This window comes from Arsukibacterium sp. UBA3155 (genome assembly GCA_002364615.1).
Taxonomy (GTDB): Bacteria; Pseudomonadota; Gammaproteobacteria; order Enterobacterales; family Alteromonadaceae; genus Alishewanella.
On the sequence record DEYP01000022.1, the window covers coordinates 75,318 to 90,345 of the forward strand.

Annotated in this window: 18 protein-coding genes; 12 read left to right on the plus strand and 6 right to left on the minus strand. The window is 48.3% G+C overall.

The window, feature by feature from the left end:
• Window positions 1-57: 57 nt before the first annotated feature.
• A complete protein-coding gene (locus tag B2X65_RS10350; RefSeq protein ID WP_290612447.1) occupies window positions 58-783 on the plus strand; it encodes a lytic transglycosylase domain-containing protein in 726 nt (241 codons plus the stop codon).
• Between the two features lie 58 nt (window positions 784-841).
• On the opposite strand, the gene B2X65_RS10355 is transcribed toward B2X65_RS10350, so the two are convergent.
• Window positions 842-1,969, minus strand: coding sequence for a PilT/PilU family type 4a pilus ATPase (locus tag B2X65_RS10355; protein WP_290612448.1), 1,128 nt, complete (start codon window positions 1,967-1,969; stop codon window positions 842-844).
• A gap of 23 nt (window positions 1,970-1,992) precedes the next feature.
• Entirely contained in the window at window positions 1,993-3,045 is a 1,053-nt protein-coding gene (locus B2X65_RS10360; RefSeq protein ID WP_290612449.1) for a type IV pilus twitching motility protein PilT, read from the minus strand.
• Between the two features lie 30 nt (window positions 3,046-3,075).
• Between B2X65_RS10360 and B2X65_RS10365 the strand changes: the two genes are divergently transcribed.
• The 9 genes from B2X65_RS10365 to B2X65_RS10405 all read left to right on the plus strand — a co-directional run bounded on the left by B2X65_RS10365 (window position 3,076) and on the right by B2X65_RS10405 (window position 10,304).
• Window positions 3,076-3,765, plus strand: coding sequence for a YggS family pyridoxal phosphate-dependent enzyme (locus B2X65_RS10365; RefSeq protein WP_290612450.1), 690 nt, complete (start codon window positions 3,076-3,078; stop codon window positions 3,763-3,765).
• Window positions 3,749-4,573 carry a pyrroline-5-carboxylate reductase gene (gene proC / locus B2X65_RS10370; protein WP_290612451.1) on the plus strand — a complete coding sequence of 275 codons (825 nt, stop codon included), beginning with the start codon at window positions 3,749-3,751 and terminating at the stop codon, window positions 4,571-4,573. Before B2X65_RS10365 ends, proC begins: the two co-directional genes overlap by 17 nt.
• Window positions 4,574-4,591: 18 nt before the next feature.
• Window positions 4,592-5,131, plus strand: coding sequence for a YggT family protein (locus tag B2X65_RS10375; RefSeq protein ID WP_290612452.1), 540 nt, complete (start codon window positions 4,592-4,594; stop codon window positions 5,129-5,131).
• 39 nt (window positions 5,132-5,170) lie between these two features.
• A complete protein-coding gene (locus B2X65_RS10380) occupies window positions 5,171-5,608 on the plus strand; it encodes a DUF4426 domain-containing protein (RefSeq protein WP_290612453.1) in 438 nt (145 codons plus the stop codon).
• Between the two features lie 33 nt (window positions 5,609-5,641).
• Window positions 5,642-6,253 (plus strand): RdgB/HAM1 family non-canonical purine NTP pyrophosphatase, encoded by a 612-nt coding sequence (gene rdgB / locus B2X65_RS10385; protein ID WP_290612454.1) that lies wholly within the window; start codon window positions 5,642-5,644, stop codon window positions 6,251-6,253.
• Complete coding sequence (gene hemW, locus B2X65_RS10390) at window positions 6,254-7,399, plus strand: radical SAM family heme chaperone HemW (protein ID WP_290612455.1); 1,146 nt, start codon at window positions 6,254-6,256, stop codon at window positions 7,397-7,399.
• 44 nt (window positions 7,400-7,443) lie between these two features.
• A complete protein-coding gene (locus B2X65_RS10395; RefSeq protein ID WP_290612456.1) occupies window positions 7,444-9,291 on the plus strand; it encodes a DUF885 domain-containing protein in 1,848 nt (615 codons plus the stop codon).
• 345 nt (window positions 9,292-9,636) lie between these two features.
• Window positions 9,637-9,810, plus strand: a complete 174-nt coding sequence (locus tag B2X65_RS10400; protein ID WP_290612457.1) for a YqaE/Pmp3 family membrane protein — start codon at window positions 9,637-9,639, stop codon at window positions 9,808-9,810.
• A gap of 8 nt (window positions 9,811-9,818) precedes the next feature.
• Window positions 9,819-10,304 (plus strand): pyridoxamine 5'-phosphate oxidase family protein, encoded by a 486-nt coding sequence (locus tag B2X65_RS10405; RefSeq protein ID WP_290612458.1) that lies wholly within the window; start codon window positions 9,819-9,821, stop codon window positions 10,302-10,304.
• Between the two features lie 96 nt (window positions 10,305-10,400).
• On the opposite strand, the gene B2X65_RS10410 is transcribed toward B2X65_RS10405, so the two are convergent.
• The 4 genes from B2X65_RS10410 to B2X65_RS10425 all read right to left on the minus strand — a co-directional run bounded on the left by B2X65_RS10410 (window position 10,401) and on the right by B2X65_RS10425 (window position 12,262).
• On the minus strand, window positions 10,401-10,622 hold the full coding sequence (locus B2X65_RS10410; RefSeq protein WP_290612459.1) for a DUF2945 domain-containing protein: 222 nt from the start codon (window positions 10,620-10,622) through the stop codon (window positions 10,401-10,403).
• Window positions 10,619-11,017: a hypothetical protein gene (locus tag B2X65_RS10415; RefSeq protein ID WP_290612460.1), complete on the minus strand. Its 399-nt coding sequence runs from the start codon at window positions 11,015-11,017 to the stop codon at window positions 10,619-10,621. The genes B2X65_RS10410 and B2X65_RS10415 overlap by 4 nt, the downstream gene beginning before the upstream one ends.
• A 92-nt stretch (window positions 11,018-11,109) precedes the next feature.
• Complete coding sequence (locus tag B2X65_RS10420; RefSeq protein WP_290612461.1) at window positions 11,110-11,607, minus strand: RDD family protein; 498 nt, start codon at window positions 11,605-11,607, stop codon at window positions 11,110-11,112.
• 163 nt (window positions 11,608-11,770) lie between these two features.
• On the minus strand, window positions 11,771-12,262 hold the full coding sequence (locus B2X65_RS10425; protein ID WP_290612462.1) for a hypothetical protein: 492 nt from the start codon (window positions 12,260-12,262) through the stop codon (window positions 11,771-11,773).
• 373 nt (window positions 12,263-12,635) lie between these two features.
• Here B2X65_RS10425 and B2X65_RS10430 point away from each other — a divergent pair, with 373 nt between their 5' ends.
• Both B2X65_RS10430 and B2X65_RS10435 read left to right on the plus strand, forming a co-directional pair.
• Window positions 12,636-13,598 carry a magnesium transporter CorA family protein gene (locus B2X65_RS10430; RefSeq protein ID WP_290612463.1) on the plus strand — a complete coding sequence of 321 codons (963 nt, stop codon included), beginning with the start codon at window positions 12,636-12,638 and terminating at the stop codon, window positions 13,596-13,598.
• A gap of 12 nt (window positions 13,599-13,610) precedes the next feature.
• The gene (locus tag B2X65_RS10435; protein ID WP_290612464.1) at window positions 13,611-14,960 is read left to right on the plus strand and encodes a magnesium transporter; all 1,350 of its coding nucleotides are present in this window, start codon (window positions 13,611-13,613) and stop codon (window positions 14,958-14,960) included.
• The last annotated feature ends 68 nt before the right edge of the window (window positions 14,961-15,028 follow it).

Genomic DNA, 15,028 nt, shown 5'->3' on the forward strand with positions numbered 1-15,028 from the left:
GATTAACGCCGCTTGAGATTTAAACCGCTTAGTGCTTTACTTGCAGGCCAACGCAAGATGGATGATCCTGACGTGCAACGACTTGTAATACCGCTCTGTTGGCTATGCCTGCTTTTAAGCGCTACGTTATTGGCCAGGCAGCAGACAACTGACGATGAGCCTAAGCGCCAGCTGAAACTCAGCCCTAATCAGCAGCAACCACCCGCCGTGCCCAAACCGGCGCAAACCGCGCCTGCCAACAGCATTGCGGTGTTTAAATCTAATCAGGCTGATGGCACCGTGCTTTTTTCTGACAGACGACCGGTAAACCGGCCGTACCAGCAATTGCATTTCGACTGTTTTGCCTGCGATCCAAACTCGGCGATTAACTGGTATAAAACGCCGTTATTTGTCAGATCTTACAATCGGATTATTGACCGGGCAGCGTCAGAACAACAGTTAGATGCCGCACTTATCCGGGCGGTTATTCATGCCGAATCTGCTTTTCAGGCTGCGGCCTTGTCAAAACGTGGGGCCATGGGATTAATGCAGTTAATGCCCGATACGGCTGCCATGCTCGGCGTCATCGATCCGTTATCACCCGAGCAAAACATTAAAGGTGGCAGTGCCTACCTCGCCAGTTTGCTGAAGCAATATAACGGTGATGTTACCTTGAGCCTGGCCGCCTACAACGCAGGCCCTGGTAATGTCAGAAGGCATAAGGGCGTGCCCCCTTTTGCGGAAACCCAGGCCTATATTAAACGGGTATTAATTTTACATAAGCGTTATCAGCAAGCCGCCTGATGGCGACTTGCTGATAGTACGAAGTTACGTGCAGTGAGATGTTACGTTTGGGGCAATGTTACTTTTCGTCTTTGTGTTCAAAACCTTCTAAGGTAACCCCGGACAGGAAACCCGCGCCTTTAGTCTCGTTATTACGCAATTTAATCATCAGGCGCAAATCATTGGGTGAGTCAGCATGGTGGATGGCATCGGCATAGCTGATGTCGCCCCGCTGATACATGTCATACAGGGCCTGGTCAAAGGTTTGCATGCCCAGCTCGCGCGATTTACTCATTACCGCTTTTATCTCACCAACCTCACCGCGGGCAATTAAATCAGCAACCAACGGCGAGTTTAACAGCACTTCAATTGCCGCCAGTCGCCCCTGGCCATCTGCAGTTGGGATCAGTTGCTGCGCCACGATAGCACGCAGGTTTAAAGATAAATCGAAGCGCAGCTTGGCATGCATTTCTTTTGGCACTAAATGCATAATACGGTCAATTGCCTGGTTGGCGTTATTGGCGTGCAAAGTGGCAATACAAAGGTGGCCTGTCTCGGCAAATGACAACGCATATTCCATGGTGTCCTGACTACGGATTTCACCGATCAGAATGACATCTGGTGCCTGACGCAGCGAGCTTTTCAGTGCAGCCTCAAACGATTCGGTGTCAATGCCAACTTCCCGTTGGGTTACCAGGCTTTTCTGGTGTTCGTGCACAAACTCAATCGGGTCTTCAATAGTAAGAATGTGGCCCTTTGAATTGCGATTTCGATAGCCCAGCAGCGCCGCCAGTGAGGTTGATTTACCGGTACCGGTTCCGCCAACAAATAGCACCAGGCCGCGTTTTGACATAATAATGTCTTTTAAAATAGGCGGCAGCCCCAGCTCATCGGCGTTAGGGATTGTGGTCACAATGCGCCGCACCACCATACCTGCCTGATCCCGTTGCCAGAAGGCCGAGATCCGGAAACGACCGGCGTCGTTGGCAATAGCAAAGTTACACTCTTTACTGTTGTTAAACTCATGCTGCTGCTTTTGATTCATGGCATCAAGCACCAGCTCCAGAGACGCCGCATCGGTTAACGGGGTAGTATCAATCGGGGTCATTTCGCCATTTATTTTTGCAGCTACCGGCATACCGGCAGTAACAAACATATCTGAAGCACCCATTTTGACCATTTTGCTTAAAAAATCTGTCAGTTCCATACCGTCAGTTCCTAAATACTGCTTTAAATTCGCCCCATCGCGCCAAAGGTGTTTTTATCCTGAGCTTTAGTTTGCGCATCTTTTTGCGAAATTAAGCCCCGGTTTACCAGGTTCAGCAGACACTGATCCATAGTTTGCATACCATGGGCAGCACCGGTTTGAATAACCGAATACATCTGGGCAATTTTATCTTCCCGGATCAGGTTGCGGATAGCCGGTACCCCAACCATAATTTCATGCGCTGCAATTCGGCCGCCACCAATTTTTTTCAACAGGGTTTGCGAAATAACGGCCCTGAGCGATTCAGATAACATGGAACGCACCATGTCTTTTTCTTCTCCCGGGAACACGTCGATGATCCGGTCGATGGTTTTTGGCGCCGAGGTGGTGTGCAAGGTACCAAACACCAGGTGACCGGTTTCTGCCGCGGTCATCGCCAGGCGGATGGTTTCTAAATCCCGTAATTCACCCACCAGTATCACATCGGGATCTTCGCGCAGTGCTGAACGCAATGCGTTACTAAAACTATGGGTATCACGATGCACTTCACGCTGATTAAGCAAACACAATTTGTTATTGTGAACAAATTCTATAGGGTCTTCGATAGTCAGAATATGATCATGGCGGGTGGTATTAATGTAATCCACCATCGCGGCTAACGTGGTACTTTTACCCGAACCGGTTGGTCCGGTTACCAGCACCAGGCCACGGGGATTTTCTGAAATCTTCTTGAAAATATCGGGCGCGCCCAAATCATCTAAGGTAAGCACTTCACTGGGAATGGTACGAAATACGGCTGAAGCACCGCGATTCTGCACGAAGGCGTTAACCCGGAAACGGGCTAAATTAGGCACTTCGAATGAGAAATCTGACTCAAGATTTTCTTCGTATTCCTTGCGTTGCCGGTCGGTCATAATTTCGTACACCAGCGCATGCACTTCTTTGTGGGTAAGGGGTGGTATATTCAGTTTACGAACGTCACCATCCACCCGTATAAGTGGCGGTACGCCAGCAGAAAGGTGTAAGTCTGACGCCTTGTGTTCAACACTAAACGCTAATAATTCGGTAATATCCATGACAATATTTACTCCAACATGCCAACAAATATGAATAACATAGCAGAACAACTGAATGGCGCCTATCACAACATTGCAGAAAATTGCCAGAAGCTTGGCCGTGATCCGGCGAGTGTGTGCCTGCTTGCCGTTAGCAAAACTAAACCCGTTGCCGCGTTATTGGCAGCCTATCAGGCTGGTCAGCGGCAATTTGGTGAAAATTACCCGCAGGAGTTACAGGCAAAGGCGACCGAAATGGCGGCATTGACTGAGCTTGAATGGCATTTTATCGGCCCGCTGCAATCGAATAAAACCCGGCTGGTGGCCGAACACGCTAGCTGGGTCCATAGTATTGATCGGCTTAAAATCGCTGAGCGACTATCGGCGCAACGCTCATCAGCGCTGCCACCGCTGCAGCTGTTACTGCAAATTAATATCAGTAACGAGCAGAGTAAAGCCGGCATTCATCCGGATGAGCTACCAGCCCTTGCTGCGGCCATAGCAACACTTCCTCATGTGCAATTGCGCGGCCTGATGGCAATACCGGCGCCAGATGACAGTGAGCGGGCGTTTGCGCTGATGGCGCAATTATCAAAAAGCCTGCAGCAACAGCACCCTGGCGCAACGGAATTATCTATGGGGATGTCAGACGACTGGCCGCTGGCTCTGCAATATGGCGCAACTATGATAAGATTAGGCACCGCAATTTTTGGCGCAAGGACTTATGAAAGAAATGAATGACAACACCGTCGCCTTTATCGGCGCAGGCAATATGGCACGTTGCGTTATCGCTGCCATGGTTAATGCAGGCTACCCAGCCGCTAATATTATCGCTGCCAACCGCAGTCAGCCTAAACTGACGGCATTGGCTGCTGATTATGGCATCAGTACTACTTTGGATAACATTGAAGCTGTTCGCAAAGCCGATATCATTGTACTGGCGGTAAAACCGCAGATGATGGAAGACTTATGTAATAAGCTACTGCAAGAAGCACCCGAAATTCAGGAAAAGCTGTTTGTTACTATTGCTGCCGGCATAGAAGTAAAGCGCTATGAGCAGTGGCTGGGTCAGGTGCGGCTGGTTCGTGCTATGCCCAACACGCCATCTTTGGTGGGTCAGGGTGTGACCGGCTTGTTTCCCAGCCGCTGTTCTAACTATGAACGCGCTTTTGTCGATCACATGTTCAGTGGCACCGGCATGAACGTCTGGCTGGAGCAGGAAGCCCAAATAAATCATATTATTGCGGTAACCGGCAGCTCTCCGGCTTATTTTTTCTATTTTATGCAATCGATGCAGCAAGTTGCAGAACAGCTGGGCTTTGCCCCTGAGCAAGCCAAAGCCATCGTGGCTAAAACAGCACTGGGTACGGCAACGATGGCCCTGCAAAGCGATGAAAGCTTTGCGCAGCTGCGCGCCAATGTTACCTCGAAAGGCGGCACAACCCATGAAGCGGTAACCACTTTTGCTGACAAGGGCTTGGAAAAGATGGTTGCAGACGCCATGTATGCGGCTATTAAGCGTGCTGAAGAAATGGCACAACAAATTTAAGCTGCCGGAGACCCTACAATGCAGGCCATGCTTTTTTTAATTAATACCGCGTTTAATTTGCTGTTAATGCTGGTGATTCTGAGGGTATGGCTGCAACTGGCCAGAGCCGATTTTTATAACCCGTTCAGCCAGTTTATTGTTAAAGTCACTAACCCGATAGTGTTACCGCTGCGCCGGTTAATACCCAGCATTGGCAAGCTTGATACTGCAACGGTGTTGCTGGCGTATCTGGTGGCGGTAGCTAAACTTGTCGTATTGCAGCTGGTGCTGGTTGGCAGTATTCAGATCCCGGCAACCTTTATCAGCGGCTTATTGGTGCTGATTAAAGAAACCCTGAACCTGGTGTTCTGGATCTTAATTATCCGTGCCTTATTAAGTTGGTTCAGCCAGGGCAATAACCCGATTGAAATGGTAATGCATCAGCTGACAGAGCCACTGCTTCGGCCCATCCGGCGGGTTATTCCACCGATGGGAGGCCTGGATTTATCAGTATTCGTGTTAATAATCGCCATTCAGTTTATTAATTTATTATTTGCTGATGTGTTCCGCGGCCTATAATGTTTTAGCGAAGTAGTTCAACGGTTTAACAGGAGTAATATGATGAAAATGTCAGCCTTTACAGCAGTGGTTTTTAGTCTATGTACCCTACTGGCCAGCTCACAGCTTAGCGCTGAGCAAATGAAGCAGCTGGGTAGCTGGGATGTGCATTATATTGCTTTACCAGCGACCTTTTTAACGCCGGAAATAGCGGTGGAATACGACATTCAGCGCAGTAAGTTTAACGGTGTTATTAATATCTCGGTGCTGGACAGTAAAAGCCAGCAGGCACAACAGGTTGCTATTAATGGTATTGCCAAAGACTTATTTGGCCGCCAGCGCAAACTGGAGTTTAATCAGGTGGTAGAAGGCGACGCCGTCTATTATCTGGCCACGGTGCCCTATCAGAACGAACAACTTTATAATTTCAGTATCAATATTGGTCAGGGTGAACAACAGCAACAATTGACGTTCAGCCATACGTTTTTTGTTGATTAATCCCGTCCACTATAAATTTTAAGCCCGGAAAAAATGCAAAAACTTGTTCTCGCCAGCTCTAACAAAGGCAAAATCAGTGAATTACAGGCCCTGCTATCGCCTTATCAGTTGCAGGTGGTGCCACAGCAGGAGCTGGGGGTAACTGATGCCGATGAAACCGGCCTGACCTTTATCGAGAATGCGATTTTAAAAGCGCGGCATGCAGCACTGGCTACCGGTTTACCGGCGATTGCCGATGATTCCGGCCTGGCGGTCGATGCCCTCGGCGGTGAGCCCGGTATCTATTCAGCGCGCTACAGCGGGGAAGCCGCCACCGACGCTGAAAATATCAGTAAGTTATTACATGCGCTGCAGCAGGTGCCGCCAGCAAATCGCAGTGCTCAGTTTCATTGTGTGCTGGTTTACTTGCGCCACGCCAGCGATCCTACCCCGCTAGTGTGCCATGGTGTCTGGTCTGGCAGCATCAGTGAGCAGGTGCAAGGTAGCGCTGGTTTTGGCTATGATCCGGTATTTATACCCACCGGCGACACCCTCAGTGCGGCAGAGCTAAGCAAAGAGCAAAAAGCCGCAGTCAGTCATCGTGGCCAGGCATTACGCCAGCTGGTCGCGCAACTGCAACAATTACCAACAGAGCAGCCAGATTAAGTGGGCCTGCAATTACCGCCACTGTCGCTGTATATTCACATACCCTGGTGCATTCAAAAATGCCCTTATTGTGATTTCAATTCCCATGCAGTGAAACAAGGTATTCCGGAGCAGGAATACATCGCGCATTTACTGGCAGATTTAGACCAGGATCTGAAGCTGGTGGCCGGTCGCACGGTGTCCAGTATTTTTATTGGTGGTGGCACCCCCAGTGTATTTTCCGCCAACGGTATTGGCCAGATCCTGCAGGGCGTTAAACAACGCCTTGCCTGCAGCACTGGCATGGAAGTCACCATGGAGGCCAACCCGGGTACGGTTGAAGCAGAGCGCTTTGCCGGCTATGTTGCCGCTGGTGTAACACGGTTTTCTATTGGCGTGCAAAGTTTCCAGGCCGCTCAGCTCAGTGCCCTTGGCCGTATTCATGATTGCGACGAAGCTATCCGGGCGGCTGAACTGGCCAGTGCCCTGCCCCTGCAAAGTTTTAACCTCGATTTAATGCATGGTTTGCCACAACAGGATATCGCAGGCGCGCTTGCTGATTTAAGCCAGGCTATTGCCCTGGCCCCACCGCACTTATCCTGGTATCAGCTGACCATTGAACCTAACACTGCTTTTGCTTCACGACCGCCGGTACTGCCGGCCGACGATACCTTGTGGGATATTCAGCAACAAGGCCTGGCATTGCTGCAACAACACGGTTATCAGCAGTATGAAATATCGGCCTACGCCAAACCCGGCCATCAGTGTCAGCACAACCTGAATTACTGGCGATATGGCGATTATCTGGGCATTGGTTGTGGTGCTCATGGCAAGATAACCCTGCCGGGTCGCAATACGATTTTGCGCACGGTTAAAATTAAACATCCAAAAGGTTACATGGACATCAGCCGCGGTTATCTTGACAGCAAAGAGCAGGTATTGGCAGAAGATCGGCCTTTTGAATTTTTTATGAACCGGTTTCGATTACTTGAACCCTGCCCGCAGGCAGATTTCACGGCTTATACCGGTCTGCCTGTCAGCAGCATCCAGGGGGTTATTGATAACGCAGTGCGTCAGCAACTGCTGCAAAGCACTGAGCAGCACTGGCAAATTACCGAAAAAGGTGCCCGCTACCTGAATGACTTGCTTACGCTTTTCATTGATTAAACGCGATAAGAGGCATCGTTTATGACGACAACACAGGATCTGATATGAAAAAAACAACCTTTCGCACCCTTGCGCTTATTCCGCTAGCGGTCAGCCTGGCGCTGCTTGCTGGCTGTGGCCCGAAAACCAGCCAGCCAGGGCTTAATGCGGAGCAAACAGCAGCCGCCCAGCTTGATGTTAATGAGCAGGCGAATCAGCTTTTTGAACAAATTTATATGGATCGGGTGCGACAGGATCCGGTGCTGCAAACCCGGCTTGGCATTAAAGACGACTACGACAAATGGCAGGATTTAAGCGACGCGGCTTACCAGGCTGAACTGGCGATGGTGCGTAATCACCTTGACCTGCTAAGTGCTATTGACCCGACCGCGCTGGAACCGAACACTGCATTGAGTTATCAGCTGCTAAAACAAGATTTACAAAACACGCTGGATGACAGCAAATGGCGCTGGTACAGTTATCCGGTTAATCAAATGTACGGCATTCATTCTTTAGTGCCGTCACTGCTGATAAACCAGCATAAAATTGATGACGTCAGCGATGCTAAAGACTATATCAGCCGCCTGAACAACGTGCCACTGCTGTTTAGTCAGCTACAGCAACAACTGACAGAGCGTGCGGAAAAAGGCATTATTATCCCCGAGTTTGTGTTTGAGCATGTGATCAGCGCCAGTCAGAACGTGATAACTGGCGCGCCGTTTAATCAGGGCAATGACAGCACCCTGCTGGCAGATTACAAGAAAAAGCTTAAAGCATTAGCGCTTAGTGACGGTGAAGAAAAACTGTTACTGGACGAGGCGAACGTAGCGCTGTTAACCAGTGTTGGCCCGGCGTATCAAAGCCTGATCAGCTACCTGCAAAACCTGCAGCAACAAGCCACGACCGATGACGGTGTATGGCGCTTTAAAGACGGCGCTGCGTTTTATAAACACCGGCTGGAACGGATCACCACTACCGATTTAACCGCCGAGCAAATTCATCAGCTGGGCCTTAAAGAAGTAGCCCGCATTCATGATGAAATGCGCGCCATTATGCAGCAGGTTAATTTCGATGGCAGCCTGGCAGAGTTTTTCGTGTTTATGCGCGAAGATCCACAGTTTTACTACCCCGACACTGATGAAGGCAGGGCCGCCTATCTGGCGGAAGCCACCCGGGTTATTGACGATATGAAAGGGCGGCTGGATGATTTATTCCGGGTAAAACCCAGCGCCGATATGATTGTAAAAGCGGTAGAACCGTTTCGCGAGAAAAGCGCCGGCAAAGCATTTTATCAGCGCCCGTCAATGGATGGCAGCCGGCCTGGCGTTTACTACGCTAACCTGTATCAAATGCAGGATATGCCAACGTATCAGTTAGAAGCATTGGCGTATCATGAAGGTATTCCCGGCCACCATATGCAGCTGGCCATTGGCCAGGAGCTGGAAGACATGCCAAAGTTTCGCCGCTTTGGCGGTTACACCGCCTACATTGAAGGCTGGGGCCTGTACAGCGAAGTATTGCCAAAAGATATTGGCCTGTACCAGAACCCCTACTCTGACTTTGGCCGGCTGGCCATGGAGCTGTGGCGTGCCTGTCGCTTAGTGGTCGATACCGGTATTCATGCCAAAGAGTGGACCCGCGAGCAAGCCATTGACTATCTGGTAGAGAATACGCCCAATTCTGTTACCGATGCCACCAAAGCCATTGAGCGCTATATTGTGATGCCAGGCCAGGCCACCGCCTATAAAATTGGCATGATTAAAATGCTGGAGCTGCGCGAAAAAGCCAGAACAGCGCTGGGTGATCGCTTTGATATTCGTGATTTTCACGATGTGGTACTGCGTAATGGTGCCGTACCGTTAGATGTACTGGAGCAACTGGTGGACGAATATATTGCCGCTGCCAAGCCTTGAGCACAGCTTAAATAATACGTTGTAATCAATAAAGCCGGACCCTGTGCCGGCTTTATTATTGCTGACGCCACTGCGCCCGCTTTATATTTCATGTCGCCTGTAAAGTTTACATAGCTTACCGTGCAGGTTGAGAGATTATACAACGCTGTCGGTCATTCTCACTGCATCAATCACCACAACCAGCCAGTGTCGAACTTCTGCACTATTCGCTACACACCCCGCCAGAAAAGCTTTGCAGCGCATCCTACAGCAGCAGGCCATAACACACCCGGCGCTCATTACCTTACCGGCACAAAACGTGCTTGTAATACGTAGAGACTGCACACTAAACAAAGGAATAATTTTATGGCCGTTACCGCTACCGACCCCATTAAAATCATTTTTGCAATAATTCTGCCGCCGCTGGGGGTGTTTCTTGAAGTTGGCCTTAAGGGCCATTTCTGGCTCAGTATTTTGCTTACGCTGTTAGGCTTTATACCCGGCATCATTCATGCACTTTATGTCATTCTGAAACATTAGGAGGAACAATGTCCAGCCCAGAGCATAAGCAGAAAATCTGGAATCTTATCAAAGACATTAAAACCGGGATGTTAACCACGCTACATGGCAGCGAACTGCGCTCCCGACCGATGGTACTGGTACAGGACGAGTATGATGGCACCATTTGGTTTTACACTGATTTGGAGTCTGAAAAAGTACTGGAACTTGAGCGTGACCATGACGTTTGTCTTTCATTTGCCGACCCTGACAACCAAACCTATGTTTCACTAACCGGTACTGGTCGCGCCATTCAGAACAAAACACTGGTAGACAAATACTGGAATTCGTTTGTGGCAGCCTGGTTCCCGCAAGGCAAAAACTCACCTAATGTCGGCATGCTGGAAATTAAAATTCATAAAGGCGAGCACTGGGACAGTAGCAGCAGTGCCATGGTAAAAAGCGTTAAAACCGTTACCGCAAAAATGAAAGGTGAGCAGCCCGACTTAGGCGAACAAGAGAAGTTTGGCACCTAAAAAGACAATTAGATACCCGCTTGCATTGGCGTGGTAATGTCTTTGCCCTGACGCTCCTAAAAGTGATCAGGGCAACATTAAATTGCCTCCACGCAATTACACGCTTTTGCGAATCTCTGAATGCAGCTTTAAAACCTGGTCGCCGTCTGATTGCTCAATCAGATAAGCCGGGTCGTTGTCACTGGCAACTCTGGTTACCTCGGTACCTTTTATGGTCCTGGTTACTTTATTTCGGAACACTTCCCTGGTATAGCCCTCGGCAGTGCCGTTGCCCCAGTCCCACTCAACCTTAGTATTAGTTTGATATGCGTCACTCATCGCTCTGTGCCCGGCCTGTTCTCAATTTCACTGTGCTTACTGCAAAACGACAACACAAACGCTGATGAGCTGAATGTTAAAATAACCGTCTTGAAAATTAAGATACCCAATTGGGTTATACCAATAAAACTGACCAGCAGCGCTAGCAATACAACCAGCACTATAATGATAACAAACGCGAGTAATTTAAAACCGTTAACGTGACTGATTTTAACCAGACCTTTGCTAAACAGCCCATACGCTAATAAAACACCTAAAACGGCAGAGATAATATAAGACATTGCAGAAAATATATTTGGCTGGGCCTCACCTGCAAAAAGCTCAACAACGTAAAAGGTCACTGGCATCACAATCAGTAACGTCCAGAACCACTGCCTGGCTGACAAGTCTTTCATCTTACTCTCCTAAAATTTAAATACTAAGGCCGGTATTACCTCTGTATCGGTGTAAGGCTCAAAGTAGCGAATCGGCTTTTATTTACACCGTATTAGCTATCAACGACGATGGTTCCAGCAATATAGTCGTGCGCACAGCGCTTCTGCTTGCCAAAGATAAATAATACGTTTGCTGTGGAAATAAGCTGTCCTACTACCGGTATTTGACCAGGCAGAAAAAAAGCGGCATATCGTTTTAGGAGATGATGTTTAAAGGTTGGTTTCTCACCATTCAAATCAACAATTTTAATCCCTAATGCCAATTTCCCGATGGTTTGCCCGGATTTAATTAACAGATTAGTGTTAATGGCAAAAAATATGATGAAGCCAATTGCACCAATTAACAAATTGTAACTTAAGGATGGGCCAACGCCTTTAGATACGCCATCAAACCCACCCGTTAAAATCATAACCGGAACGGTTACGACCATTATCGTTAAGGCGTCGATCAGTGATGCCCAGAACCTTTTCGATCTGGAGGCAGTTGCATATTTATTGTCAATTATTTCAATTAATTCTGATTGTGGTGGTGCATAGATATTATCACTCATAAGAACTCTCTATGATTGCTGGCAATCCAATTTACCTATTAATGCTTTTAATGGCTACGACCTATTGCCTAGTCTGAGCTATTTTGACTGAGTCAGCACAACAAGCCGCTCGCCGCTTTTATTGTCTAATACCTACTGTCGCAGCTCCTGCCAGGGTTCAGTGCTAAAACTGATAGCCAACCTGTAAAAAGCCGTTAATTTTTTCATCATATTTTGCATTTGTCGCATGACCAGAAATACCGAAGTTAAATCCGGGCTTATTGATCCCATTCATAAAATAGGTATAGCTAACTCCTGCTCCATAGTATTGTTTTTCAACAAAACGGTAACCATTGTCAGTAAGGTATGCATCACTCTCACTGCCCGCTTTAGTTACATAAACACCGACACCATGTTTATTTGAATTGGAATTAAAAAGATCAGTAACAATCCAGCCTGCGCCAACGCCGCAAGTCGAACCATACCATGAACTGTATTCAACACAGCCAACTGAAACATACTTCATGTCACTATCGGACAAAAGTGCAAAGTTCGCCCCTAACCCGGTATAAGCAGCTCCCACACCCAGACCTACAGAGTATCGCTCTTCGACTTTACTCTCCTCTGCAACAGCTGACATGGTAATTAACGATAGAAAAAGTATTGTTTTGTTCAAAATACATCCTTGCTTAACTAATAATCAAAATACAAACTCATCGCAGCTTATTCAAAGGATCTGTACCCGCAAGTTACGGGCAGAGCTTGCTCTGAGCATTTTGGTTGCTGAGTCTATTATTGTACCTGAATGTAAATCAAGCATTTTTATGTTGTAACATTTTTTATTTCAGCAGAATTCAGGTTTACGCCCCGCAAGTTATGGCTAAAAACTTCCAGGCCGCCGTTTTTATGTTAATCGATCAGCCAATGACGCTTTTATGAACTCTAGTGTGTTGTTTTCGACGTTAATTGCGTAAGTCATTTGCCCGGCACCGTGGTTTGTTAGTATGCTGACAACCTAAAGAACCTGCTGCTGGCGTTGGAGAAACAACATGATTTTGCTCAATTATTTTGAACCTGAAACTCAGAGCTGGCAGCAAATAAATTTTGCCAAACTACCCGCCCAGCTCAGTGCCGATGCCAGGGTGTGGCTTAACCTGAATGAGGCAACCATAGACGAGTTGCAACAGGTACTGCGGCGGTTTGCTATTGCCCCTACTCTGGCAGAAGACTTCAGCCGGCAGCGCCACCCGCCGAAACTGGAAACTCAACCCGATTTTAGTTTGCTGATTATGCGGGGTTATGCTGACCCTGATTTTAGCGAATACAGCAGCAGTGCTCAGGTTAACTTGTTATACTCTAAGCAGGTTTTAATAAGCCTGGTGCATTGTCACAGCACCGCCTTGCTGGAACAACTTACTTTGAAAATAGCGGCAGGCCAAAGCCAGGCCGTTACCGACTGGGTAAAACAACTTATTTTAACCGTGTCGGGTAGCTACCTGGAAAAACTGATTGCCTTTGAGGATGTGTTAAGCGAGCTGGAAGATAATATGCTGCAGCGGGGTAATGACGAGCAAATGGCGATGATGATGCGCTACCGCTCGGTACTTCGGAAAATTAACCGCAACCTGGCATATCAGAAAGACATTTTCGCCGACGCCTTGTATGAAGAGCAAAACCCACTGTTGCAGCAGTTTACCGCGCCAGATGTCCGCGATTTTTATGAAAAGTTTGAACGGCTGCACAGTATGACCGATTTGTACTACGATCAGCTGAGCGATTTGGTTGAGGGATATATGTCTACCACCTCGCATCAGATTAACGAAAGAATGAAAGTGCTTACCATGGTTAGCACCATATTTATTCCGCTAACCTTTATTGCCGGTTTATACGGGATGAACTTTGTCAACATACCGGAGTTAGCCAATCCCCATGGTTACTTTTATGCGTTACTGGCCATGGCCTTACTGGGGATAGGCGGCTTGTTCTGGTTTAAGTTTAAAAACTGGTGGTAAGAAGGATGTGTTATGGCAGATAACCCGCTACTGGATATTGAGGACATTGTCCGCGGCAGCTTTACCGATGAGGACAGTAGTTCGCTGATTGAAAAAATCAGTCAGCTGGAGCCGGAAGAAATAGCGCTGGTACTTGAAGCGATGCCGGTCGAGCAGCGGGTTAGTACCTGGCTTGACTTGCACCCGGATGACCAGGTTGCCGCCCTGACCTACATGCGGGTAGACGCCCGGGACAATATTTTTAAACAACTTGATGAGCAACAACTACGCACCCTGGTAGAGGGAATGGAAGTTGATGATTTAATTGAGTTACTTGATGAATTACCGCAACGTATTTATGCTTATGCCTGCTCCCGGCTGGATGCCAGTCAGCGCAGCTGGTTAGAAACGGCATTAACCTATAGCGAAGATCAGTGTGGTCGTTATGCCGACCATGATTTATTGATTATTAATAAAAACGCCAAGGTACGTGACGCAATAAGAATGTTTCGTAAACTGGCCGACGACGCCGAATATCAGGATGCGCTGTTTGTGATTGACCGCACCGGTCGCTACGCCGGTTTGGTTCATGCCACCGCATTATTGGGCCAGCCCAGCCATTTACCGGTAGAAAACTTTCTGGATAAGGAAGCCCCCGTAGTCACCGGCGACATGGAGCTGGATCAGGGCTCTGAAATTGTGTCGCGCTCTGGCTATACCGCGCTGGCCGTAGTGGACACCGACGACAAATTACTGGGCCGGTTATCAATTGGTGAAGCGCTGGAAAACGTGCGCCGGGCGCTGGAAAGCCAGTTTATGCATACTGCCGGTCTGGACGAAGAAGAAGATTTATTTGCGCCGGTATTTGACAGCGCTAAGCGCCGGGCATTATGGCTGGGTATTAACCTGCTCACGGCGTTTCTGGCAGCGTGGACCATTGGCCTGTTTGAAGCCACCTTGCAACAGGTAGTGGTGCTGGCAGTGTTAATGCCGATTGTTGCCAGTATGGGCGGTATTGCGGGCAGCCAGACCCTGACGCTGATGATCCGTGGTCTGGCGCTGGAACAAATAACGCCTCGTACCTACATGATGTTGTTTCGCAAAGAGTTGGGGGTTGGGGCAATTAATGGCGTGCTGTGGGCGCTGGTTATTGCTGTTACTACCTATTTTTGGTTCGGTGACTGGGTTATTGGCGGGGTAATTGGCCTGGCTATTGTGATTAATATTATCGCGGCAGCCATTTCCGGGGTATTTATTCCTATCTGGCTGGAAAAACTGAATATAGACCCGGCGCTGTCAGGTTCGGTTATTTTAACCACCGTGACTGATGTCGTCGGCTTTTTTGCGTTTTTAGGCCTGGGTTCGCTATTTTTAATGGCTTAACGCGTTAACACTCATTTTTAATGGCTGTTTTTTACAAGCTTCAGCCATACATTTACTACAGTTACGGA